This is a genomic window from Bacillus sp. THAF10 (genome assembly GCF_009363695.1).
Classification (GTDB): Bacteria; Bacillota; Bacilli; order Bacillales; family Bacillaceae_I; genus Sutcliffiella_A.
The window spans coordinates 2,693,066-2,716,155 of the sequence record NZ_CP045403.1; the positions used below are offsets into that span (position 1 = coordinate 2,693,066).

A 23,090-nucleotide genomic window follows, 5' to 3' on the forward strand; every position below is an offset into this window, starting at 1 on the left:
AATCTTGCTGGAGTCTCCGCCATTTGCTTCAATCAACTGCTAGAAAATCATGTTAACCACATGTATCTTTACATAGTCTAGTATAAAAAAAAACCCTTCACAAATGCAAAGGATCTTTTCATGATTCTCTTAAACGACGCTGGTGATTGGATTAAAAAGGTATCACTTTTTGCTCTAATCACCAGACAAAGACAAATTATTTATTAATGGTCTTCTCCGTCTTCTTTGCCTTCTTTTCCTTCGCCGCCTTCTTCATTTTCGGCACCACCTGCTAGCCATTCAGCTAGGACTTCTGCTTCTTTCGGTGTAGCTTGGTTAGCTGGCATGGTTCCTCGACCATTGACAATTACGTTTTTAATTTCTTCTTGAGAAAGGCGCTCTCCAACATCTTTCAATGCTGGTGCAGAACCTGCTCCTTCAAGGTCAGCCCCGTGACAGCCGATACAAGATCCTTGAGAGTAGATTTCTTCTGCTGACATATCAACCTCTTCATCTTCCCCAGATGCAATTTTTTCCGCTTGATCCAGTCCTACAAAAGATAATAAGAACATAAGCCCAAGACCTAATACTGCAATAAATGCAAATGGAATAAGTGGATTTCGATTCATGCTATTCAAACCTCCTTATGTACATGTACATGTGTCTATTCCTATACAAGCACTCTCTATTTTACTTTATATTTTACTATAGGAAAAGACTTAAATGGCAACTTCTCTTTGAAATTCACAGTTTAGACAAAAACCTTCATCGTGATTGATGAAGGCTTCGTTGTATCCTTTTGTTATTGTACCTCAAGTTATGGGACAAGATGTGTTGATAGTAAAATATTTTTTTACAATAAAATGCCGCTGTTGTTTTCCGCAAAATTCAGCACTTATAAACGACGCTAATAATTTCCGCAAAATGGCTCCGCGTCCTGCGGGGCGGCGTGGAGCCTCCTCGGCATTACATGCCTGCGGGGTCTCCACCCTGCCGCTATTTTCCCGCTGGAGTCTACGCCATTTGCTCCAATCATCAGCTGGGTTGGTAAATAAATTCTATCATGCATTATCTAACACTAAAATTTACGATATTAGATACCTAGTGAGCGGGCGATGACCATTCTTTGTACTTCCGAGGTCCCTTCGCCGATTTCTAATAGTTTGCCATCACGCATAAAACGTTCTACATGGTATTCCTTCATGTAGCCATAGCCTCCGTGAAGCTGTACCGCTTGATCGGCAATTTCCATACAAACTTCAGATGCATATAATTTAGCCATGGATGCTTCTTTTGTAAATGGGCGAGCTTGATCCTTTAACCAAGCAGCCTTATAAACCATTGTTCTTGCAAGCTCAAGTTTCATGGCCATATCTGCAAGTTTAAATTGGTTAATCTGGAAGCTGGAAAGCGAACGACCAAATTGTTTTCTTTCTTGAGAGTAAGCGAGCGCTCGCTCAAAAGCTGCCTGAGCAATTCCAACTGCCATCGCACCTATTCCAATTCTTCCACCATCAAGGGTTATTAAAAACTGTCTAAAGCCTTCTCCACGTTTACCTAAAAGATTTTCCTGCGGTACACGGACATCCTCCAAAACGAGCTCCGTTGTGTTGGATGCATTCAAGCCCATTTTTTCATAGTTATCAATAACCTGAAAGCCCTTTGCATCTGTTGGAACAATAATAGCGGAAATTTCTTTTTCATTTCCGTTCTTCCCTGTAATGGCTGTTAATGCTAAATGCTTGGAGTAAGAAGCATTCGTGATAAAGCATTTATTACCGTTAATAATATAATCCTGTCCATCCTCTACCGCTGTTGTCTTCGTTCCACCAGCGTCTGATCCCGCATTTGGCTCGGTTAATCCAAAGGCTCCCAGGGATTCTCCGGTACAAATTGGAACAAGGTACTTTTGCTTTTGCTCTTCTGTTCCAAAAAGGTTGAGTGGTGCTCCACCTAAAGACACGTGAGCTGAATAAGTTATTCCTGTGGAGCCACAGGCCCTGCTCAGCTCTTCTACCACAATTGCAAAGCTTACCGTATCAGCTCCTGCACCTTCATACTCTTCAGGAAAAGGAAGTCCCATCATTCCTAAATCAGATAACTGCTTAAATATCTCTACTGGGAATTTTTTATCTCGATCTCTATCCAGTGCCCCTGGAGCTACTACCTCATCCGAAAACTCTCGAATTGTTTTCTTAATCATCGCTTGTTCTGCCGTTAAATCAAAGTTCAAAATCTTTCCCCCCTTGTTGTTATAGGAAAACAATAGCCAGAGCTAGTTTTCTTTCCTTTAATACACTTGAATACGCTTTCATTTGTATTATAATAGAAAGAAGGGAATTTTCACAACTTTTTAAACTAACAAAATTATATGTAAATTACTTTAAAATAATTTTTATAATGAGAATAATAATGGCGATAATCGATGCAATATTTAAGTAATACCATTTTTTCCAAAACCCAATTACAAACCATGCTAAAGCTTGCAACGTGATCACAGCAAAGGTAATCGCCACACTGTATGTATTTTTTTCTAAAAATATTATTGAAAATATCATCAGCAACAATGCACTAACAATAACAGGTATATGTACGATATAAGGCTCTTTTCTAAAAACAATGTAGCCTAAGCTAGAAATAATAAGAAAAAAAGTTAAGAGGAGCATTTGCAAAAAGATTGGCATTTCAGTAAAATAAATGACAAGAAATGTTATTGGCACCAGCATCGTGATAAGGAGAGCAAAGCTATTTAACAATATGTTTTTTTTACGCGTTGTTCGTTTATTAATCCCTTCCCCTTCTGTATAAAGTGCTAAAAGATATTCACAATATTGTTCTGGAAGCAGACGATTTTTCTTCCAGTAATCTATTTCGTGAATAATGATTTCTTTTCTTTGTTTGTTCACTTAAAAACACTCCTAATGTACGTGTATGGACAGAATACTGAATATTAAAAAATCTACAAACGGCAAAAAAAGAGAAATAGTCTACTTTTAAAGCAAACTATTTCCTTATTTGAAATTCTATTCGAGAAAATCCTTGAGTCGCTTGCTACGGCTTGGGTGTCTTAATTTGCGTAGCGCTTTTGCTTCGATTTGACGGATTCGCTCTCTTGTTACACCAAATACTTTTCCAACCTCTTCTAAGGTTCTAGTACGCCCATCGTCTAAACCAAAGCGAAGTCTTAAAACATTTTCTTCACGATCTGTTAGAGTATCAAGAACATCTTCTAACTGCTCTTTTAACAGCTCATAGGCAGCGTGGTCAGAAGGGGATGTGGCATCTTGGTCTTCAATGAAATCTCCTAAATGAGAATCATCCTCCTCACCAATCGGAGTTTCAAGTGAAACAGGTTCCTGAGCTATTTTTAGGATTTCTCTAACCTTGTCAGGTGTAAGGTCCATGTCTTCTGCAATTTCTTCAGGTGATGGCTCTCGTCCTAAGTCCTGCAGCAATTGGCGCTGTACGCGGATTAGTTTGTTGATTGTTTCGACCATATGAACAGGGATACGGATTGTTCTAGCCTGGTCTGCAATGGCACGAGTAATTGCCTGGCGAATCCACCAAGTAGCATACGTAGAGAATTTGAAGCCTTTACGGTAATCGAACTTCTCTACTGCTTTGATGAGTCCCATATTCCCTTCTTGAATAAGGTCAAGAAATAGCATCCCACGACCAACGTATCGTTTCGCGATGCTGACAACCAGTCGAAGGTTTGCTTCTGCTAAACGACGTTTTGCTTCTTCATCACCTTCTTCAATACGATTGGCAAGATTAATTTCTTCCTCTGCAGAAAGAAGGTCTACTCTTCCGATTTCTTTTAGGTACATTCTTACTGGGTCATTAATTTTCACCCCAGGTGGTACCGTTAAGTCGTTCAAATCGAATTCTTCTTCCTTTTCAAGCTGCTGAGTATTCGGATCTTCATCCGTTTCTGTTTCACTGATGATTTCTACGCCTTGTTCTCCAAGGTACTCGTAATACTCATCCATTTGATCCGACTCTATTTCAAAGCCAGCCATTTTTTCGGCTATTTCTTCATAGGTAAGGACACCGCGTTTTTTACCTACTTCTGTTAACTGTTCTTTGACTTGGTCGATGGTTAATTCTGTTTCCATCTCTTTTGATTGCGCTGATTTTTCAGGCATCAAATGTCCCCTCCTTCCAACATTAAACGCGATAAAGAGGTATATTTATTGTTTTAACTCTTTTTTCATTTGGATAATTTCCATCGCGATTTTTGCAGCACCCAAGTAATCACTTTGTGCTTCTGCTTGTTTCTTTTCTTGCTCTTTTTCTTTTATTGTTAACAATTTTGGATAATTAAACACCTGTTTCATGTAATCATGTAGCACAGCTTCGCTAAGTTCTTCTTCAAGCATTAGCATTCCAAGCTCTGATATGACTTTTTTCAAGTTCTGTTCAGGAATGCGCTCCATGAACATGCTGATATCAGGCTCATATCCTTCCTCGTAAAAAGCATATAAATATGCAGCAATTGCCCGATGCTCTTCCACAATGAAGGCTCCTTCAATGGATGCCTGCACTTTTTCCGAAACATCTCGGTTTTTAAGCATATGTGCCAATAAATAGCGTTCTGCATTTAAATATGCAGGTTTGAGAGATTGCGTAAAGACTTTTGGCCTACTAGGTATAGTAATTCGATTTTGTTCGCCATATTCCTTTTTTTGCTTGAAAGATTTGTATACCTGAAACTGTTGCTCCTTCAAGGCGTCTAAGGAAATGGAGAATTCCTCTGAAAGCTGCCTGAGATAATGGTCTCGTTCTACTGCTTTGGAAAGCATACTAATTTCTTTTAGTACATCTTCCACGTATCGCATCCGCTCTCCTTCATCTTTCATGTTTCTGCCTTTTCGAAGATATTTCAGCTTATACGACATGAATGTGACACTTGCCCCTATTATATCCTGTTTAAATGCATCAGCACCCTTTTTTCGGATATAGTCATCAGGGTCCATCTTATCGGGGAGCATGGCGATTCTGACATAACAGCCTTGCTGAATTAATAGTGCAGCAGCCTTGTAAGCCGCATCCATTCCTGCCTGATCGCCATCATAGCAAATCGTAACATTCTCTACATGCCTTCTTAGTATTCGAGCATGCTCTTCTGTTAGTGATGTTCCCATCGTTGCTACAGAATTAGAGAACCCTGCACCGTCTGCAGCAATGACATCAGCAAAGCCTTCAAATAAAAGCACTTGCTCCTGCTTTCTAATATGGGGTCTTGCTTGATGAAAGTTATAGAGAATTTGACTTTTATTGAAAAGGGCAGTTTCAGGAGAGTTTAAGTATTTTGGTTCTCCTTCCCCCAAAACCCGGCCGGAAAAGGCAATTACATTTCCTTTATGATCATGAATGGGAAACATAATTCTGTTCCGAAATCGATCATAATATTCAGCTGTATGCTCTTTTTCTATTAATAGCCCTGCTTTTTCCATTAGTTGAGAGCTATACCCCCGCTTTGTAAGGAACTTTAATGCAAAATCCCAGCTATTTAAGGCGTACCCTACACCAAACCTTTTCAAAATCTCATCTGTAAATCCTCTACCTGTTACGTAATCGTAAGCTTCTTGGCCTTCTTTTGTATTTAATAACAAATGATGGTAAAATTTATGCAATAGCGCATGTGCATCCATCATCCATTTTATGTCGCTTTGTTTTCCGTCATGAGTTGATTTGGTTTCCTCAGGTATATCCAAAGCCACATTTGCTGACTTAGCCAACTTTTGAGCCGCTTCAACAAAGCTAATTCCCTCTATGTCCATGATAAAGTTAAAGGCATTTCCTCCAGCTCCGCAGCCAAAGCAGTGAAAGATTTGTTTGTCTGGCGAAACGGAAAAGGATGGAGTGCTTTCGCCATGGAAGGGACATAAACCAAAATAGTTACGACCTTGTTTTTTTAGCTGTACATACTCACTTATTACATCCACTATGTCACTGGATTGTCTAATTTGGTTAATGGTTTGCTCAGGAATTCGACTCATAACAACACTCCGTGACTACTATTTCTCTCTCTAATCGAGAATCCCTGCAAGTTTCGACAAAGTTTTTTCGAAAGCAGTGATAAATTTTTCTCTGTCGTTATTGGTGAAAGCCTTTGGGCCTTTGGAATAGTTCCCTCTTCTCCGCTCTTTTGCGGAAAGATATCTCATATGGAGGCTTTTTTCCATGTCCCTTTCTTCATACTGTTTTCCACGAGGAGAAAGAACGTAAACGTTTCGGGAAACGAGCATACTGGCAAGACCAATATCCTGTGTGACCACTACATCATGTTTCACAGCGTGATTTAAAATATACAAATCTGCTGATTCTTTTGCATTGTCTACATATACCCACGTTTCATCGGTTATATCGTTTTTGTAATGAGAATAAGAAGCTACATAGCATACACCGGTATTATATGTATGGCTGATTACTTTAATTTCTTCTTTAACTGGGCAAGCATCCGCATCTACCCAAACCATAGACTTGCGATTATTTTGCATGTTAAATGGTTTCTACATCCCTTCCCAAAAACCTTCTTTTTTCGCTATCTTTTTTGCTACTGTCGAAAAAAACATTAGGAACGCCCTTGACTTATTGCTAGTTTTAGTTTATTCGATAATACACTACTCTAAACCTTGTAGAGTAATTTTTTCTCACAATTTTTTATTATAATATAAACTTTATAAATTTACTACTAATTTAACCCGTCCTTTTGCTTATTTACAGACAATAAAAAGAGCACTTTAAAAGCGCCCTTATTTTAAACGGTTACTATAAATATTGGCAATCAAGTTAGCCGTTTCTTCTACTGCTTTGTTTGTAACATCGATGACTTCACAGCCTATTTTATTCACAACAGTTTCAAAAAAGTCCAACTCTTCTTTAATTCTTTCTAGATTTGCATAGGATGCTTTGTCATTCAAGCCAAGTGCTTTTAATCGTTCTTTTCGAATATCATTCAATTTCTCAGGACTGATTTTTAAACCAAAGCACTTTTCTGGATTGACCTTGTATAGTTCCTCAGGTGGGTCTACCTCAGGTACAATTGGAACATTTGCCACCTTTAAGCGCTTGTGTGCAAGATATTGCGATAAAGGAGTTTTCGATGTTCTAGATACACCAACAAGGACAATATCTGCTTTAATAATTCCTCTTGGATCCCGTCCATCATCATATTTCACTGCAAATTCTACTGCTTCTATTTTTTTGAAGTAATCATCATCCAACTTCCGTACAAGGCCTGGTTGATATTTTGGTTTCACTTTGTACTCTTGTTCCATCATATCGACAAGAGGACCAATGATATCATAAACAGGAACTCCTTCTCGACTCGCTTCCTTCTTAAGGTGGCTTCTCATTTCAGGAACAACTAAGGTGAAAGCAATAATTGCTTGGTTTAGTTTCGCAATCGAGACAACCTCTGATAAAGTAGCAACATCCTCTACATAAGGAATTCTTTTTAGCTGAATATTTGCGCCATTAAATTGGCTGATGGCAGCTTTCACTGCTAATTCTGCAGTTTCCCCTACCGAATCTGATACGATATATACCGTTCTTTTATCCATCGTTCTCCTCCAATCTTTATATTATTTCATCATGTGCTAAGGCGACAAGCACTTTAGTAATGTTGGTTTTTGTAATTCTACCGATTACTTCATAGCCTTTGTCGGTCTCTTTCACGACTGGAAGAGCATCTATTTGTTTTTCAATTAACTTCTTTGCCACATCAATAAGTAAATCTTCCTTGAAGCAATACGTGACATTTGGCATTCTCGTCATGATGATATTTACGGGAATGGAAGTCAATTCTTGTTTTCCAATACTAGCCCGCAAAAGATCCTTCCTGGAAAGCACACCAACGATGATAGAAAATTTGTCTACTACAAAAAGCGTTCCGACATCCTCTAAAAACATGGTGCAAATTGCATCATATACGGATACACTTTCATGTACGACGACCGGAATAGACTGGTGCTCATTTACCTGGATTTTATTAATTTTATCTGATAATAATTGTGACCCTGTTTTTCCTGTGTAAAAATAGCCTACACGTGGTCTGGCATCTAAATAGCCAGCCATTGTTAAAATAGCAAGATCTGGTCGTAGGGTTGCTCGGGTCAGATTTAGTTGATCTGCTATGGATTCTCCGGTAATCGGTCCCTGTTCTTTTACAATTTGCAAGATTGTTTCTTGTCTGTTATTCAGTTCGATTGTCGTTCACCACCTTAAACGGATATGCCATTGTCCAACGTATGTATGATCATTTTTCTGTCTGTGTTTGTAATTATGACATACTATTTATAAATAATATATACTAATTATACTTTTAAACGGAAAAATTGAAAAGAGGCTGACTCCTGTTTCTTTCGCAAGTCAGCCTCTTGCTGTTGAACTTAAATTTATAAGGTGTCCGCAAATGGCTTTGCGTTATTTTACTAGGATTCCATTTACATTTCCAAAGATGTGGATTAAGTTGGATAGCTTTTGCATTAGCGCTAGGCGATTTGCTCTGATTTTCTCATCTTCCGCCATCACCATTGTATGCTCGAAAAATTCATCAATGGATGGCTTTAATGACGCAAGCTGCTCATAAACCTCTTGATAGTCTCCTGAGGAAGCTGCATTCTTAACCGAATCTTTCTTTGCTTGGTAACCACTAAACAATGCACGTTCTTCCTCTTGTTGAAATAACGCTTCGTCTATCTCGATTGCATCCTCCGCTTTTTTCGCGATATTACATACCCTACTAAAGGATTCGATGGTCTCTTTGAAACCAGGCTCATCCTTTTTCTCATGGAGCATTTCCGCTTTTTTGACCGCTGCACATACGTTGTCTATTGGCAGCTCAAGGATTGCATCGATTATATCATATCTAACCTGTCTGTCAGATAAGATATATTTTACTCGTAACTTAAAGAATGTCTGTAATTCTTGAAGGATTTCTTCTGTGGATTTTTTAGCGATACCCTCTTCCACAAAACGATTCACGACTAGCTCTAAGCATTGCTCAACTGAGATCGTCCATCCTTTATTCAATAAGGTTTGGATGACTCCTGATGCCTGTCTTCTTAATGCATAAGGATCTTGTGAGCCTGTAGGTATTACACCTATCGCAAAGAAACCTGCAATTGTATCCAGTTTTTCTGCGATACTAAGGACAGCTCCAACGTCTGTTGATGCTGTTTGATCCTCTGCAGAACGTGGCATATAATGCTCATTGATTGCTGTTGCAACTTCTGGTTTTTCTCCTTTTGAAAGGGCATATTTTTCTCCCATTATCCCTTGAAGCTCTGGAAATTCGTATACCATGTGAGAGACAAGGTCGAATTTATAAATAGCCGAAGCTCTCTCTAAATGCGCACGACTTTGTTCATTTAATTGCAATTGTTCAGCAAGGTCAGCTGCGATAGCTCCAACACGTTTTACTTTATTACCGGTTGTACCAATCTCTTCATGGAAAACAATTTTGTCGAGTTTCTTGACTGCCTCATCAATAACAAGTTTCTCATCTTCTTTAGAGAAGAACGCTGCATCTGATAGTCTTGCTCGCAGTACTTTTTCGTTTCCTTTTGCTACTGTATCTAAATTCTCGTGATTACCATTCCGTACAGTGACAAAGTAAGGAAGAAGCTTTCCGTCTTTTGCTTTCACAGGAAAATATCGTTGATGTTCTTTCATAGAGGTAATTAACACTTCTTCAGGTAAGGATAAAAATTCTTCCTCATATTTTCCAAACAATGCGGTTGGATATTCCACAAGGTTGTTAACTTCCTCTAAGAGATCTTCGTCAATGGGGATATGCCAACCATTTTCCTCACTCAAGTTCGCAAGCTGTTGAGCTATGGCCTCTTTTCGTTCTACTGGGTTTACGATAACATATTCGGAAAGAAGAGCTTTCTCATAGTCAGTAGCTGTCGCGAGTTCTATTTTCCCACCAAGGAAACGATGACCTATGGATAGACGGTCTGCTTTCACTTTCGAGATTTCTACTGAGATAATCTCTTCGCCAAACAAAGCAACAAGCCATTTAATAGGACGTACATATTTTAACTCTTCATCGGCCCAGCGCATATTTTTTGGAAAGTGAAGGCTAGTTGCGACAGTAGAGATTTCACTTAGTAGCTCTTTCGTTTCTTTTCCTGTTACATGCTTTTTCACATGTGCATACTCCACACCATTTATTTCTTTAAAATAAACATCCTCTACCGTAAGCCCTTGGCCTCTTGTAAATCCTTGAGCAGCCTTTGACCATGATCCATCTTCTGTGATTGCTACTTTCTTTGCAGGTCCTTTTGCTTCTAGGGTCACGTCTTCTTGTTTTTCTGCCAATCCTTCTACTAAAAGGGCAAGTCTTCTTGGTGTAGAGTACATGTGGATATTGTCATATGACAGCTGATTTTCTTGTAGCCAAGCACTGACCTTCTCTTTTAATTGATTCATGGAGTTCGTTACAAATCTTGCTGGCATTTCTTCTAATCCTATTTCAAATAGAAAGTCGCGCTTATTCATGTGAATTCTCCTCCTTTTTCAAAATAGGGAATCCTAGTTTTTCTCTTTCTTCATAGAAGGTTCTTGCAACCTTCCTCGCCAAATTACGCACACGACCAATATAGCCTGTTCTTTCAGTAACAGATATTGCTCCTCTTGCGTCTAGCTGGTTGAACGTGTGTGAGCATTTTAATACATAGTCATAGGCAGGATGGACAAGTCCATGTTCCATTTGACGGTGTGCTTCTTTTTCATAGATATCAAAGAGGGTAAACAGCATTTCTGGATCGGACGTTTCAAACGTATATTTCGAATGCTCTACTTCAGGTTGATAGAAGATATCTCTGTATTTGAAGCCCTCTGTCCACTCTAAGTCAAAAACATTTTCTTTGTCTTGAATGTAGGAAGCTAGTCGTTCCATTCCATACGTTATTTCAACAGATACCGGTTTACATTCCAGTCCTCCCACTTGTTGGAAATAAGTGAATTGAGTGATTTCCATTCCATCAAGCCACACTTCCCATCCTAAGCCGGATGCCCCGAGTGTTGGTGCTTCCCAGTTGTCTTCTACAAAGCGAATATCATGTTTTAACGGGTCAATTCCTAATTTCACTAAAGATTCTAAGTATAACTCTTGGATATTATCAGGAGAAGGTTTCATAATAACTTGGAATTGATGGTGCTGAAAAAGTCTGTTAGGATTCTCTCCATATCTACCATCAACTGGTCTTCTGGATGGCTCTACATATGCGACATTCCAAGGCTCAGGACCGATACTTCTAAGAAATGTGTAAGGACTCATGGTCCCTGCACCTTTTTCCACATCATAGGCTTGCATGAGAATACAGCCTTGCTCTGACCAATGTTGTTGTAGGGTTAATATCATGTTTTGAATATTCATTCTGGCACACCTTCCTTTTCATTTTTGTGTTGGCCGAAACAAAAAAGAAGAATCCCTTGTCTCTATGCCAACTCTTTTTGTTAGCATAGGGACGAGAGATTCTCCCGCGGTTCCACCCTATTTGTAGAAGTGAAACCACTTCTACCACTTTGACCGTTTTGCTCAGGAACGCCTTCCTTATCGCCCATATTTCCTGGCTCGCACTATCCCAGGTTCGCTTGAATCGGGTTGTGATAAGTACTCTTTTCCTTCAACGCAAACTTTATGAATGTAATTTGGATATTATATGATTTTTTGAGCAAAGTCAATTTTTTTTATCGAAATTTGCCTTCATGGTTCCTATCTGATTTAGAAAACGTTTTGATTTTAACATAATGCCTGAATAAGCCTCATAATATTCATCTAAAACAAAACGAATTTCTTTTCTTGTTTCTTCTTTGAGAGAGATATTGCCGATACGACTTAAATCATAATAATAAAATGCTCGAAGGATCTTTAGCGTTGCAGGACTTATTTTTATAAGATGTGGATCCTTATGAAAGCATTGATTGCAAAGGAAGCCACCCTCTTTAATGGAAAATGCAAAGCTTCCCTCCGTTGCCCCGCAGGACGCACAGCAATTAAGCTGAGGCGTTATTCCAAGTCGATCACACATCTTCAATTCAAAAATAAACAAAAGAATTTCCGGATCAAAGCCTTCGTCTATGTAATGGAGGGTTTGATACAAAAGCTCATACAAAGCGCTATTCTTATTGCCTTCCTCTGTTACTCTGTCCATTAGTTCCACCACATAAGAAGCATAAGCGGTAAGAAAAATATCTTCTCGAATCGATCGCATCGATTCCAAAATTTCACCTTGCTGAAGACTTCCTAACCCACGACCCTTTTGAAAAACGAATGTTGCATGTGAAAAAAGCTGTGAAACCGCAGTAAATCGACTGCTCGGTTTTGTAGCACCTCTAGCCATTACTCCTACCTTCCCGAGTTCTTTTGAGTAGATGGTGAGTATTTTATTACTTTCTCCATATGCATTCGTACGAATGACTATCCCTTCACATTTGTGTAGCAACTTTCTTCCACTCCAATCAATCGAACTTCCTAAGGGCAGAAGTTGGTATACCATTTATTTTAAAGTGATATAAATCAAAAGGCAATCTACAGTCTGCGTAGATTGCCTTAGAAGCCATCAGTCATCGTTTATTATGAAATTGGTAAGTCACGAGTTGCTAGCTCTTCAGTTTGTTCGGGTAACTCCACAAAATCCTTTTCAAGCTCTTTAAAAAGAAGATAGGTATCAATATTACCTGTTTCTTTGAATACTTTCCAGGTAAAATCCAACATTGTAAATCCCACCCTTTCTGTTATAAAGACCAGCATGCTTATTCCAATTCCTATATGACTATGATGACCTTTGATGGGCCAAAACATGTTAGATAAATTTTGTAAATTTATACTACATCTCAGCTAGCTTACGCTCGTCTTTTTTGTATTAATATTCCTCTTCATTAAAACCGAAATCTCGGAGTTGTGATTGTTTATTGCGCCAATCTTTTTGAACTTTCACCCACAGCTCTAAAAATACTTTCGAACCCAGCAAGGCTTCGATATCCGCTCTCGCTTTTTGTCCAACTTCTTTTAATACTTTGCCTTGCTTACCAATGACGATTCCTTTTTGAGAATCTCTTTCCACAACAACGGTCGCCTGGATATCGACAATATCTTTATCATTGCGTTTTTTCATGGAATCAAGAGCTACAGCGATGGAATGCGGAACCTCTTCTCTTGTTAGGTGAAGTACTTTTTCACGAATTAGTTCTGCTACAATAAATCGCTCAGGATGGTCTGTCACTTGATCGGCAGGGTAGTACTGAGGCCCGACAGGCAAAAAACCTTTAATTTGCTCGAGAAGGGTTTCAACATTATTTCCTTGAAGAGCGGATATAGGAACAATTTCCTTAAAAGGAAACAAGGATTTATACGTTTCGATAATTGGCAGCAATTCATCTGGATGAATATCATCAATCTTGTTTATCACCAAGTAAACGGGAGTAGATGTCTCCTTTAACTTCTCGATAATAAACTCATCTCCCCTGCCTAACCCTTCTTTTGCATTAACCATAAATAGGACAAGGTCAACCTCTTTTAACGTGTTTTGCGCCACCTTCATCATAAAATCGCCTAATTTGTGTTTAGGTTTATGAATTCCTGGTGTGTCAATAAATACAATTTGTGCGTTATCTTCGGTATATACACCTTGAATTTTATTACGTGTTGTTTGGGGTTTGTCACTCATAATGGCAATCTTTTGACCGATTACTCTGTTTAGAAATGTAGATTTCCCAACATTTGGTCTGCCGATAATCGAGACAAATCCAGATTTGAAATTTGTGTTGTCTAGTTTATGCATCTAAATCCTCCGGCGAAAAAGCTCCAGGTAATAATTCAGCTACGGTTAGCTCCTGGACATCCCCGTGAAGATTTGTCAGGATTACTTTCATTTCAGGTGCACATAATTCTGAGATAACTTGACGGCAAGCCCCACAAGGTGGAACAGGTCGTTTTGTATCTGCTACAACTGCAATCGCATCAAATTCCGTAATACCCTCTGAATACGCTTTAAATAATGCAGTTCTTTCCGCACAGTTACACATACTATATGCCGCGTTTTCAATATTGCATCCGCGATAGACCTTTCCGTCTTTACCGAGTAAGGCTGCCCCTACTTTGAATTTGGAGTAGGGTACATAGGCTAGTTCTCTTGCTGTTTTGGCTTCTTTGATTAAAGCTTCGTTGTTCAATGTTGTTTCTTCCTTTCTTCTGTAAGCTTCAGGTGCGCGTTACTTATATTTTACCTTATTTTCGAGAGTAAATCACGTTAAAATTAAATAAAAATTTAAAATTTTCAATTTATTTAAAAATATTCAGTAAGTACGGGCTAAATAAGATTACACCAATTATAAAAGAGATACAAGCGAAAACCAAGGCAGCTGATGCTGCTACATCTTTGGCAATCTTTGCTAACGGGTGATATTCCTTTGTTACTAAATCCACCACATTTTCAATGGCAGTATTAAAGATTTCTATGACAACCATCATTCCAATGACGAGGAAAACGATCGCCCATTCGGTTGTGGTTATTTGAAAGAATAAAGATAACAGGATAACCAAAAAAGCAATGCATATATGAATTTTTATATTTCGTTCCGTTTTAATAACATGTTGAAGGCCTTCTAATGCAAATTGAAAACTCTTACCAAAAGAGCCACGGAAACTTTTCGGTTTAGGATCTTTGGAGTCCATAGTCATTTAAAATTTCCTTTTGTTTATCAAACATTTCTTTTTCATCGCTTTCATTTTCATGGTCATATCCTAACAAATGTAAGAGTCCATGAAGGGCTAAGAAGCCTAATTCTCTTTTTAAAGAATGGCCATATTCCGATGCCTGCTCTTCTGCTTTTGGAACAGAAATAATGATATCTCCTAGCATGCGCGGGGCACCTTGCTCATTTTCATAAGTGATCTCTAACTCCCCTTCGCCTAATTCTTCCATCGCAAAGGAAATGACATCTGTTGGTTTATCTTTATCTCTGTAGTCTCGATTTATTTCCTGTATTCTATGATTGTCCACAAAGGTAACAGAAACCTCTGCCCCACTTTGTACTCCTTCTTTTTCCGCTGCAAAAAGGAGAAGCTTTTCCACATCTTGCATTTGTTCCTCAACTAATGTGGACGTTTCATCATGCATATCAATTTGGATCATCATTCTTCATCTCCTTTTGGGTATTCTATTCTAGAGTGGAAGATGCCTTGCAGAGTTTCACAGAAAGACTTTCCAATTTCCTCTAATTCCTTGAAGGTTAAAGAGCAATCACTATATTGACCATCCTGAAGACGATCTTTAATAATAGCTTTTACAATACTTTCAATTTTATCGGGAGTTGGGTTATTTAATGACCTTACCGCTGCTTCAATGCTGTCAGCTGTACCGACAATGGCAGCCTCTTTTGATGATGCCTTTGGTCCAGGATAGCGATATTCCTCTTCTGATACATTCTCATTTTGTTCCTTTGCCTTATGATAGAAGTATTTCAAAAGAGTCGTTCCATGATGTTGTGCAGCAATATCGACTATTTCCTTTGGCATATGGTGATCTCTTAATAATTGCGCACCATCTGTTGCGTGGGCAATGATAATATTTTTACTTGTTTGAGGTGGGAGCTTATCATGTGGGTTTACTTGTCCCATTTGATTTTCAATAAAATAATTCGGTCGCTTTGTCTTCCCGATATCATGGTAATAAGAAGCCACACGAGCTAGTAGACCATTTGCCCCTACTGCTTCACAAGCAGATTCTGATAGGTTTGCAACCATTACACTATGATGATATGTACCAGGTGTTTCCATCAAAATCTTTCTAAGTAACGGATGATTTGGGTTAGAAAGCTCTAAAAGCTTCATCGTTGAAAGCATGCCAAACCCTACTTCAAAAAACGGCAGGATTCCTATGGTAAGGACGGCAGAAACTACCCCTGAACCAACAGCCATTGTTCCATTGACTCCAAGCTCCATAAGTTCCGTCATACCTGAGAGGTCTTTATTGGTTAGTAGAACCATAGCAACAACTGTTATTACGTTTATTAATGATACGAATAAGCCTGTTTGCAGAATCGTCAAACGGCGATTATGTTGATTTAAAAACAATACAGATGCTACTGCTGAGATAATTAAATACGTTCCAACAGAATAATTCATCGCACCAGGTACAAGGTTAAAAATAAAGCTGCCACAGATACCGAATATAATGCTCGATAAAATCGCAATTCTATCATTAATCAGCATCTTAATAAGCATAGCTCCCATGGCAACAGGTGCAATATAGCCTATTTCTGTTGTATTTAATGATTGAAAAAGACTGAATACCTTCATGAGGATGAGGGTAATGCTAAAAATTAGAAGGTACATCGTCAGATAGGTATTCTTACTGTGAATGCTGATATCTACTTTTCTAAAGAGATATTCAATCGCAACGACCATTATAGAAATGATGATACCTAGACCTATAAATGGGGAAACACTAGACTGATCTCCAAAACCAGCTGTATTTAATAATCTAATCGTGTCACGGTCAATGTATTGCCCTGCTTTTACGATTGTATCTCCTTGTGATATTCTCACTGGTTCAACAGCATCCATTGCCTCCTGTCTCTTCACCTGAGTCAAGGCTGGATCATAGATGACATTATTGATTACGGCAATACTAGATAAATTGATAATAACACTAGGTATGTTACCTGATTGAGAGAGTTCCGTTCTCACGCTATTTCTGGCTTCTGTAAGGTGCTCTTCAATTTGAATATCTCTAGACATGGCATTGGCAATTGCTGTAATCGATGCATTTTCAAACTGCCTAAGCTCTGCAGACTTGAAGTTTAGCAGAAATAAAATATTATCATCCGTCAGTGCTTCCTTCCATTTAACAGGAAGTTGATCACCTAAGTTATCTTTGAACAACTTGAGTAGTTCTTTGTCTGATATTTTTACTGGTTCAGCAGCAGGTTCAGAGCTTTCATTATCTTCTTGAGCAGCGTTTTCTGCTGCTTTTTGAGCAAGTTCTTGTGCTTTTGCCTGAGTTTCTCTAAACACGGTAAACAGATTTTCAATTTGTGCGATTTGTTGATTGGCTATATCTTTGTCACGAACAAATTGATTAGGAACTCGATCTTCTGCTTCTTGTTTCAAAATGGCAGTTGCCTCTTTATCCTCAAAGCTATGCGGGGCAACAATGGTTTTTTCTGCTTGTGAAAAAAGCTCTACATTTATTTCTTCTGGCTTCACATTGCTAAATATTAGACTAAACATAATAAGCCCTAGTAGAAAATAAATGATCAGATGATAAAATTTAAAGCTATTTAGATTTTCAAATGAAAACCTCTTTAGCTTAGGCTTTTTTTTCACGTTTCCTCTTCCCCCTCCACAAATAACTTTCTCAATACAAGTGAAAGAGCCCCAATTAAGGGGCTTTAATTTTTGTCTAAATTCTCGTATGCTGAAATAATTTTCGCTACTAACGGGTGACGAACAACATCTGATTGTTCAAGTTCTATAAAGCGGATGCCAGATGTGTTATTTAAAATGTTTCTTACCACAGCAAGACCTGATTTCATTCCTTTTGGTAGATCTACCTGGGAAATATCGCCTGTAATCACCATTTTAGACCCAAAACCGAGCCTTGTAAGGAACATTTTCATTTGAGCAGCTGTGGTATTTTGGGCTTCATCCAAAATAACGAAAGCATCATCCAATGTTCTGCCTCTCATATATGCTAAAGGCGCAATCTCGATTGTGCCTCTTTCTATTAATCGTTGTGTATGCTCGGAACCAAAAACATCATGTAAAGCATCGTATAATGGACGTAAGTAAGGATCCACCTTTTCTTTTAAATCTCCTGGTAAAAATCCAAGACTTTCCCCCGCTTCGACAGCTGGCCTTGTGAGGATGATGCGTTTTACTTGTCCATTTTTCAAAGCTGTTACCGCCATCACCACTGCTAGATATGTTTTTCCTGTTCCCGCTGGACCAATTCCAAACACAAGGTCATTTTTTCGGATAGCAGCTACATATTGTCGTTGCCCTAAGGTTTTTACTCGAATTGATTTACCTTTTACATTTTTAGTTAGTTCTTCGTCGTATAACTCTTGGAAGGAATCAAGTTTATTTTCTTTTGCAAGGCTAATCGCATAGATAACATCACGCTCTCCTATGCTCACACCCTTACGAATGACTTCAAGCAGATTTTGTAAAACTAGATCCACTATTTCCACTTGTTTTACATCACCTGAAACATTCACGGTTTCACCACGTGTCACAATGGACACATTTAGCTCTTGCTCCATTCTTTTCAAGTGAACATCCTGGTTCCCAAAAAGAGCAATTGCTTCGTTTGGATTATTCAGTTGCTGATTCATCATCACTAGTTCTTCTGACATTCATTAGTCTCCTTGAATAATTGGTTCGATTTTGACGATACTTTCAATAACTTGAAAATGTATATCTATCCTTACTTTACCATTCTCCTTATTTGTGCGCAAAACTTTTTCACCTTTAATTATGGCATCTTCGTCTAACTTATTGGCGAAGAGATCTTGTCTCCCAATTTCAAGGGCCTTTTCCACAATTTCCTCTTCATCATAAACACGTTCTGTTACCTCTTGTTCATGAATAGTTTTACCCACATAAGAAATAGGAAGCTTCCATTTCAAAAAGAAGAAAGGTCGTTCTGCTTCGAATTCTTCTTTTTCAGCATATTCTGGTTCAAAGAAACCCCAAATTGGAAGCTTAAAGCTCCCCAATTTCAAGTAGTGCTTTTGATATACTTCTCCAGTTAAAACAGTAAAGGTCGTCTTTATTGGTACATCCACCTGTGACAAATACCAGGTTTCCCCTAACACCTCACCAACGGCTGCAATCGACTTCTTGTTATCCTCCCGCCCAATGAGGCCTGAGACCAAAACCTGCCCTTCTTTCACATAGTCGTTTACCTGCACTAAAGGTTGTCCCTTTTCTACGTATATTTTTGAGATTAAGGCTTTTTTACTTGCTACCAAGCTTCTTGGCGATAAAGCCTCTGGTTTTTCGGGCTCATTTTTTTCCACCACTTCAAAATGGTAGGATGTCCCATTTAAAACAACACCAATCCAGGTAATTTCACTTATTGTGTCCGTTAAATATCTTTGAATACTTTCAACATCTTTTAAAAAGAATTGAAATTTCCCTTTCTTCACACCAAGCTTGTCTAATTCTTGCATAATCTTATGCTCCGTTGCTGGCTCAGCACCCTTCACTTCTATATCCCACACCATATTCGACAAAAGAAAAACAGCAAGGAATGCTAAAAATAAACCGACGACAATGCCACTATTCTTTATTGAATACATCGCGAGAAACGGCAGTCCTTTTCTTGTTAAGAAACGAAACCTGCAGTCTTGATGTTTCATCAGTGACCGCAAAGGCTTGATATCTTTTAACATTACATAACAGGTGTAGGCTTCTGCACCCATTTTTTTCACATTCCACACATGAATTCCCTTCCGCGTGCAGTCATTAAGAAATCTTTCTACACCTTTTCCTTGAATGATAATTTTTACATTGCCAGAAAAAAAGTTTATCCACTGATTTTTCATGTGTATCCTCCTAATTTATTCTTCCAGGTACATCACTTGATTTATTTTTCCTTCCAACAAAATCTCTTCTGGGAGAATAGTTTTTATAACAAAGGAGTCTCCTTTTACTAGAAGCTGTCCTTGTTTCAGCAATAGACGAAGCTCTGTATCGCTGAAGGTTAATAGTCCTCGGTGATTTTCTATATAAATATGTATTTGGCCAATCATCGTAATCCGCGGCAGATCCATCATCACATCTGCGGGTAATTCCATTGTGTTGGTCATCCAATTGTTCATACGGGAACGAAGCTTCTTCAGCATGGAAAAACCCCCTTTCCTTTCATATGTATGAAGGGAAAAGGGGGTTTAACACAGAATTTTTTTATCCAGATATATTAGAGTAAACAACAGAAAACCCCTGACATTTAGCAGGGGTTTTTAAGCTTATCTTCTCTTTGGTGAAAATTGTGTATAGACTGGGCGATGTGGATTTCTCGCTCGCGGTTGACCGAGAATTTCTGACCACATCACACCTTCAACCACACGTTTTTGGTTCAGCTTCAGGCTTGTGTTTACCACCTTGCCCTCTGAAAGCTTCAAATCCTGGTTGAGTATGGGACTATCCTTTGCAATTTCTTGAGCATTAATCGGTAGCTCTTTTATTTCATTTAAAGCCGGTTTTATTACCGTTTGCACCGGTTCTTTTTTCTTTTCTAGTTTTTCTAGATAAGGATTGACTTTTTCTCGAAGTTTTTCTTCAAGCTCTTCTAGCTTACTTTCCCCAAAGATGTCTATATCCCAATCAAACTTAGGTTTTTCTTCTCTTTTAGGCGGAGCTTGTTCATACGGTGTATTCGCAGGGGAACTTTGACGTCTATAGTCCTCATAATCCTCCTGCCTTTTTTGCATAGTCTGCTTCTTTTCTTGTCCTTGTTGCCGTTGCTTTTGCTGTTTTCGCTTTTGTTCTTCGGGATCCTTCTTAAAAACGCTAGAAAAAATACCGAGAAGGATAATTATTAACCATGGGTATTGTGATAGTATATCGAAAATAACTTCCAAAGAATCTTCATCCTCCCTTCCTAGAGGAGTGGAGGAAGCATACTTGCTCCTCCTTTATTGACCTATTATTTTTTGTCGTCTTCTTCAGGCTGATCTGTCATTTTTCCGATAGAGTCTCTCATGTCTGTATCAGCTGTAATGTTTTTAATGTTCATATAGTCCATTACACCAATGTTACCAGAACGTAATGCTTCGGCCATCGCAAGAGGAACTTCCGCCTCCGCTTCTACCACTTTCGCGCGCATTTCCTCTACGCGAGCACGCATTTCTTGTTCCTGCGCAACAGCCATTGCACGGCGCTCTTCCGCTTTTGCTTGGGCAATTTTCTTATCTGCTTCCGCTTGGTCTGTTTGTAGCTCAGCACCAATGTTTTTCCCGATATCAATATCAGCAATATCAATAGAGAGAATTTCAAAGGCAGTACCTGCATCTAGACCTTTCGCCAACACGGTTTGCGAAATCATATCTGGATTTTCTAAAACTTTCTTGTGGTTATCAGCAGAACCAATGGTACTTACAATCCCTTCACCAACACGCGCGATAACTGTTTCTTCACCAGCACCCCCGACAAGGCGGTCAATGTTGGCACGTACTGTAATACGTGCTTTCGCTTTCACTTCAATTCCGTCCATCGCAACACCGGCGATAAATGGTGTTTCAATTACCTTAGGATTTACAGACATTTGTACTGCTTCTAATACATCACGGCCAGCTAGATCAATTGCAGCCGCTCTCTCAAACGTAAGTTCAATATTCGCACGCTGTGCAGCAATTAGCGCATTTACCACGCGGTCTACGTTACCACCAGCAAGATAATGACTCTCAAGCTGATTAGTTGAAACATTTAAACCAGCTTTATGTGCTTTAATCAATGGGTTAATTACACGGCTAGGAATAACACGTCTTAATCTCATCCCAACAAGTGTGAAAATACTTACTCGTACCCCTGCCGCTAATGCGGAAATCCACAGCATCACTGGGACAAATGTAAGAAGTACAGATAAAAAGATAATACCAAGAACTACTGCTAGTAAAATAATTAAAGTACCTGGTTCCATGTAAAAATTCCTCCTAAAATTTAATCAACAGAATGAACTTCTCTCACAACAATTCGTGATCCTTCTGCTTTTACAACTCTAATTTTCTTTTCCGCTCCTATAAAGCTGCCCTCTGTTACCACATCAAATCTTTCTTCGTTAAAAACTGCCGTACCAGCTGGTCTTAATGGAGTTAGGGTGACCCCTTCCATCCCAACCATCTCAATTCTGGATACATTTGAAACATATCCTTGTTCTGTATTGGTAGAGTCTCTCAGTATTATTCGGTCAAAAAAACGAATTCTTTTCCTGAATATCGTAAACATGAGTACCATTGCAATAATCGTAACTAACATCGCAATTAATAGTGATATCCCCATTCCTGCGATATCATCAGTTGCTAAGAAAAAACTTGTAATTATAGCTCCCAGTCCAAGCAATCCTAGTATTCCTCCTGGAACGAATATTTCTATTACAATCAACACAACACCTACGAGAAACAATAGAATCGTTTCCATTCCAGCCAGTCCAGCAACTAAATGACCGTAGAAAAATAGTAGAAGTGCACTAATACCCATGGCTCCTGGAATACCAAATCCTGGGGAGTACAATTCCAATACAAGACCTAATGATCCAATGGATAAAAGGATCGGCACAACGATGGGATTGGTAATAAATCTTGCCACACTTTCTGCAAAGCTAACCTCAGCAGTTTCCACTTTTGCATCTTCAAACCCTAAACTTGCAAGCAATTCGTCCAGGCTTGAAAAGGTGCCCTCTGAATATCCCACTTCCTTGGCACTTTCTGCTCCTAGTGTAACCAAAGAGCCTTTGGGAGCATCCACTTCTGGCAAATTTAATTCCTTATCCGCCATCCCTAGCGCATATTTGGGGTCACGATCATTTGATTCAGCAGCATTTCGCATTTCTCTTAGCCAAAATGACTGCGCTTTGTCATCTGCCGCGTTGCCATCACCCGTAATAACGGCAGCAGCTCCCATGGAAGCATTTGGCGTCATGTAAATTTCATCTGCATACAATGCCAGGTAGGCACCAGCAGACAAGGCTTGAGAATTAACAAATGCTACCGTTCTGACCTTTGTTCCTTGAAAGGAATTGGCAATTTCTGTAGCTGCATCCACTGCTCCTCCCGGAGTATGGATGTCAAACACGATTAAGTCTGCACCTTCTTCCTCAGCAGTGGAAATAGACCTATTTATAAACGCAAGTAAGCCTTTTTCCACATTTCCCTCAATGGGAATTACATGTACCAGCTTATCAGAACTACTAGCAGACGTAGGAAAAAGCGGTAGTACAGATAAAATTAAAGCAAGTAATATCGCACTAACATAACTAATACGAAGAACTCTTTTCATAATGTCCTCCTCTCCGAAAACACTTTCCTTTCATTTCGCGGTATGCAATAGGTAATACGCTTATATTACCTTAAAGTTTCATATG

23 protein-coding genes are annotated in these 23,090 nt (G+C 38.9%); all 23 read right to left on the minus strand.

Annotation, left to right across the window (positions count from 1 at the left end):
- Positions 1-203 precede the first annotated feature (203 nt).
- Entirely contained in the window at positions 204-608 is a 405-nt protein-coding gene (gene cccA / locus FIU87_RS14145; RefSeq protein ID WP_152445189.1) for a cytochrome c550, read from the minus strand.
- Between the two features lie 464 nt (positions 609-1,072).
- The gene (locus FIU87_RS14150; protein WP_152445190.1) at positions 1,073-2,212 is read right to left on the minus strand and encodes an acyl-CoA dehydrogenase family protein; all 1,140 of its coding nucleotides are present in this window, start codon (positions 2,210-2,212) and stop codon (positions 1,073-1,075) included.
- Positions 2,213-2,357: 145 nt separating this feature from the next.
- Positions 2,358-2,885, minus strand: a complete 528-nt coding sequence (locus tag FIU87_RS14155; protein WP_152445191.1) for a hypothetical protein — start codon at positions 2,883-2,885, stop codon at positions 2,358-2,360.
- Between the two features lie 117 nt (positions 2,886-3,002).
- The gene (gene rpoD / locus FIU87_RS14160) at positions 3,003-4,127 is read right to left on the minus strand and encodes an RNA polymerase sigma factor RpoD (protein ID WP_152445192.1); all 1,125 of its coding nucleotides are present in this window, start codon (positions 4,125-4,127) and stop codon (positions 3,003-3,005) included.
- 45 nt (positions 4,128-4,172) lie between these two features.
- Positions 4,173-5,984, minus strand: a complete 1,812-nt coding sequence (gene dnaG, locus FIU87_RS14165) for a DNA primase (RefSeq protein ID WP_152445193.1) — start codon at positions 5,982-5,984, stop codon at positions 4,173-4,175.
- 30 nt (positions 5,985-6,014) lie between these two features.
- Positions 6,015-6,485 (minus strand): YaiI/YqxD family protein, encoded by a 471-nt coding sequence (locus FIU87_RS14170; protein ID WP_152445194.1) that lies wholly within the window; start codon positions 6,483-6,485, stop codon positions 6,015-6,017.
- A 255-nt stretch (positions 6,486-6,740) separates the two neighbouring features.
- On the minus strand, positions 6,741-7,550 hold the full coding sequence (locus FIU87_RS14175; RefSeq protein ID WP_152445195.1) for a pyruvate, water dikinase regulatory protein: 810 nt from the start codon (positions 7,548-7,550) through the stop codon (positions 6,741-6,743).
- Positions 7,551-7,566: 16 nt separating this feature from the next.
- Positions 7,567-8,196, minus strand: a complete 630-nt coding sequence (locus FIU87_RS14180; protein WP_152445196.1) for a transcriptional regulator CcpN — start codon at positions 8,194-8,196, stop codon at positions 7,567-7,569.
- Positions 8,197-8,412: 216 nt separating this feature from the next.
- Positions 8,413-10,494: a glycine--tRNA ligase subunit beta gene (glyS, locus tag FIU87_RS14185; RefSeq protein ID WP_152445197.1), complete on the minus strand. Its 2,082-nt coding sequence runs from the start codon at positions 10,492-10,494 to the stop codon at positions 8,413-8,415.
- Positions 10,487-11,374 carry a glycine--tRNA ligase subunit alpha gene (gene glyQ, locus FIU87_RS14190; RefSeq protein ID WP_152445198.1) on the minus strand — a complete coding sequence of 296 codons (888 nt, stop codon included), beginning with the start codon at positions 11,372-11,374 and terminating at the stop codon, positions 10,487-10,489. Before glyQ ends, glyS begins: the two co-directional genes overlap by 8 nt.
- A 304-nt stretch (positions 11,375-11,678) precedes the next feature.
- Entirely contained in the window at positions 11,679-12,443 is a 765-nt protein-coding gene (recO, locus tag FIU87_RS14195; protein WP_152446580.1) for a DNA repair protein RecO, read from the minus strand.
- Positions 12,444-12,574: 131 nt separating this feature from the next.
- A complete protein-coding gene (locus FIU87_RS14200) occupies positions 12,575-12,715 on the minus strand; it encodes a YqzL family protein (RefSeq protein WP_152445199.1) in 141 nt (46 codons plus the stop codon).
- A 148-nt stretch (positions 12,716-12,863) separates the two neighbouring features.
- Complete coding sequence (gene era, locus FIU87_RS14205; protein WP_152445200.1) at positions 12,864-13,781, minus strand: GTPase Era; 918 nt, start codon at positions 13,779-13,781, stop codon at positions 12,864-12,866.
- Entirely contained in the window at positions 13,774-14,172 is a 399-nt protein-coding gene (locus FIU87_RS14210) for a cytidine deaminase (RefSeq protein WP_152445201.1), read from the minus strand. The genes era and FIU87_RS14210 overlap by 8 nt, the downstream gene beginning before the upstream one ends.
- 109 nt (positions 14,173-14,281) lie before the next feature.
- The gene (locus FIU87_RS14215; RefSeq protein WP_152445202.1) at positions 14,282-14,680 is read right to left on the minus strand and encodes a diacylglycerol kinase family protein; all 399 of its coding nucleotides are present in this window, start codon (positions 14,678-14,680) and stop codon (positions 14,282-14,284) included.
- Positions 14,655-15,137 carry an rRNA maturation RNase YbeY gene (gene ybeY, locus FIU87_RS14220; protein WP_152445203.1) on the minus strand — a complete coding sequence of 161 codons (483 nt, stop codon included), beginning with the start codon at positions 15,135-15,137 and terminating at the stop codon, positions 14,655-14,657. Before ybeY ends, FIU87_RS14215 begins: the two co-directional genes overlap by 26 nt.
- Positions 15,134-17,329, minus strand: a complete 2,196-nt coding sequence (locus FIU87_RS14225) for an HD family phosphohydrolase (RefSeq protein WP_152445204.1) — start codon at positions 17,327-17,329, stop codon at positions 15,134-15,136. The genes ybeY and FIU87_RS14225 overlap by 4 nt, the downstream gene beginning before the upstream one ends.
- Before the next feature lie 65 nt (positions 17,330-17,394).
- Complete coding sequence (locus tag FIU87_RS14230; protein ID WP_152445205.1) at positions 17,395-18,360, minus strand: PhoH family protein; 966 nt, start codon at positions 18,358-18,360, stop codon at positions 17,395-17,397.
- A 3-nt stretch (positions 18,361-18,363) separates the two neighbouring features.
- Entirely contained in the window at positions 18,364-19,554 is a 1,191-nt protein-coding gene (gene yqfD / locus FIU87_RS14235; protein ID WP_152445206.1) for a sporulation protein YqfD, read from the minus strand.
- 15 nt (positions 19,555-19,569) lie between these two features.
- The gene (yqfC, locus tag FIU87_RS14240) at positions 19,570-19,854 is read right to left on the minus strand and encodes a sporulation protein YqfC (protein ID WP_152445207.1); all 285 of its coding nucleotides are present in this window, start codon (positions 19,852-19,854) and stop codon (positions 19,570-19,572) included.
- 123 nt (positions 19,855-19,977) lie between these two features.
- Positions 19,978-20,592 carry a hypothetical protein gene (locus FIU87_RS14245; RefSeq protein ID WP_152445208.1) on the minus strand — a complete coding sequence of 205 codons (615 nt, stop codon included), beginning with the start codon at positions 20,590-20,592 and terminating at the stop codon, positions 19,978-19,980.
- 65 nt (positions 20,593-20,657) lie between these two features.
- The gene (gene floA, locus FIU87_RS14250) at positions 20,658-21,650 is read right to left on the minus strand and encodes a flotillin-like protein FloA (RefSeq protein ID WP_152445209.1); all 993 of its coding nucleotides are present in this window, start codon (positions 21,648-21,650) and stop codon (positions 20,658-20,660) included.
- Between the two features lie 20 nt (positions 21,651-21,670).
- On the minus strand, positions 21,671-23,005 hold the full coding sequence (locus FIU87_RS14255; RefSeq protein WP_152445210.1) for an NfeD family protein: 1,335 nt from the start codon (positions 23,003-23,005) through the stop codon (positions 21,671-21,673).
- Positions 23,006-23,090 lie beyond the last annotated feature (85 nt).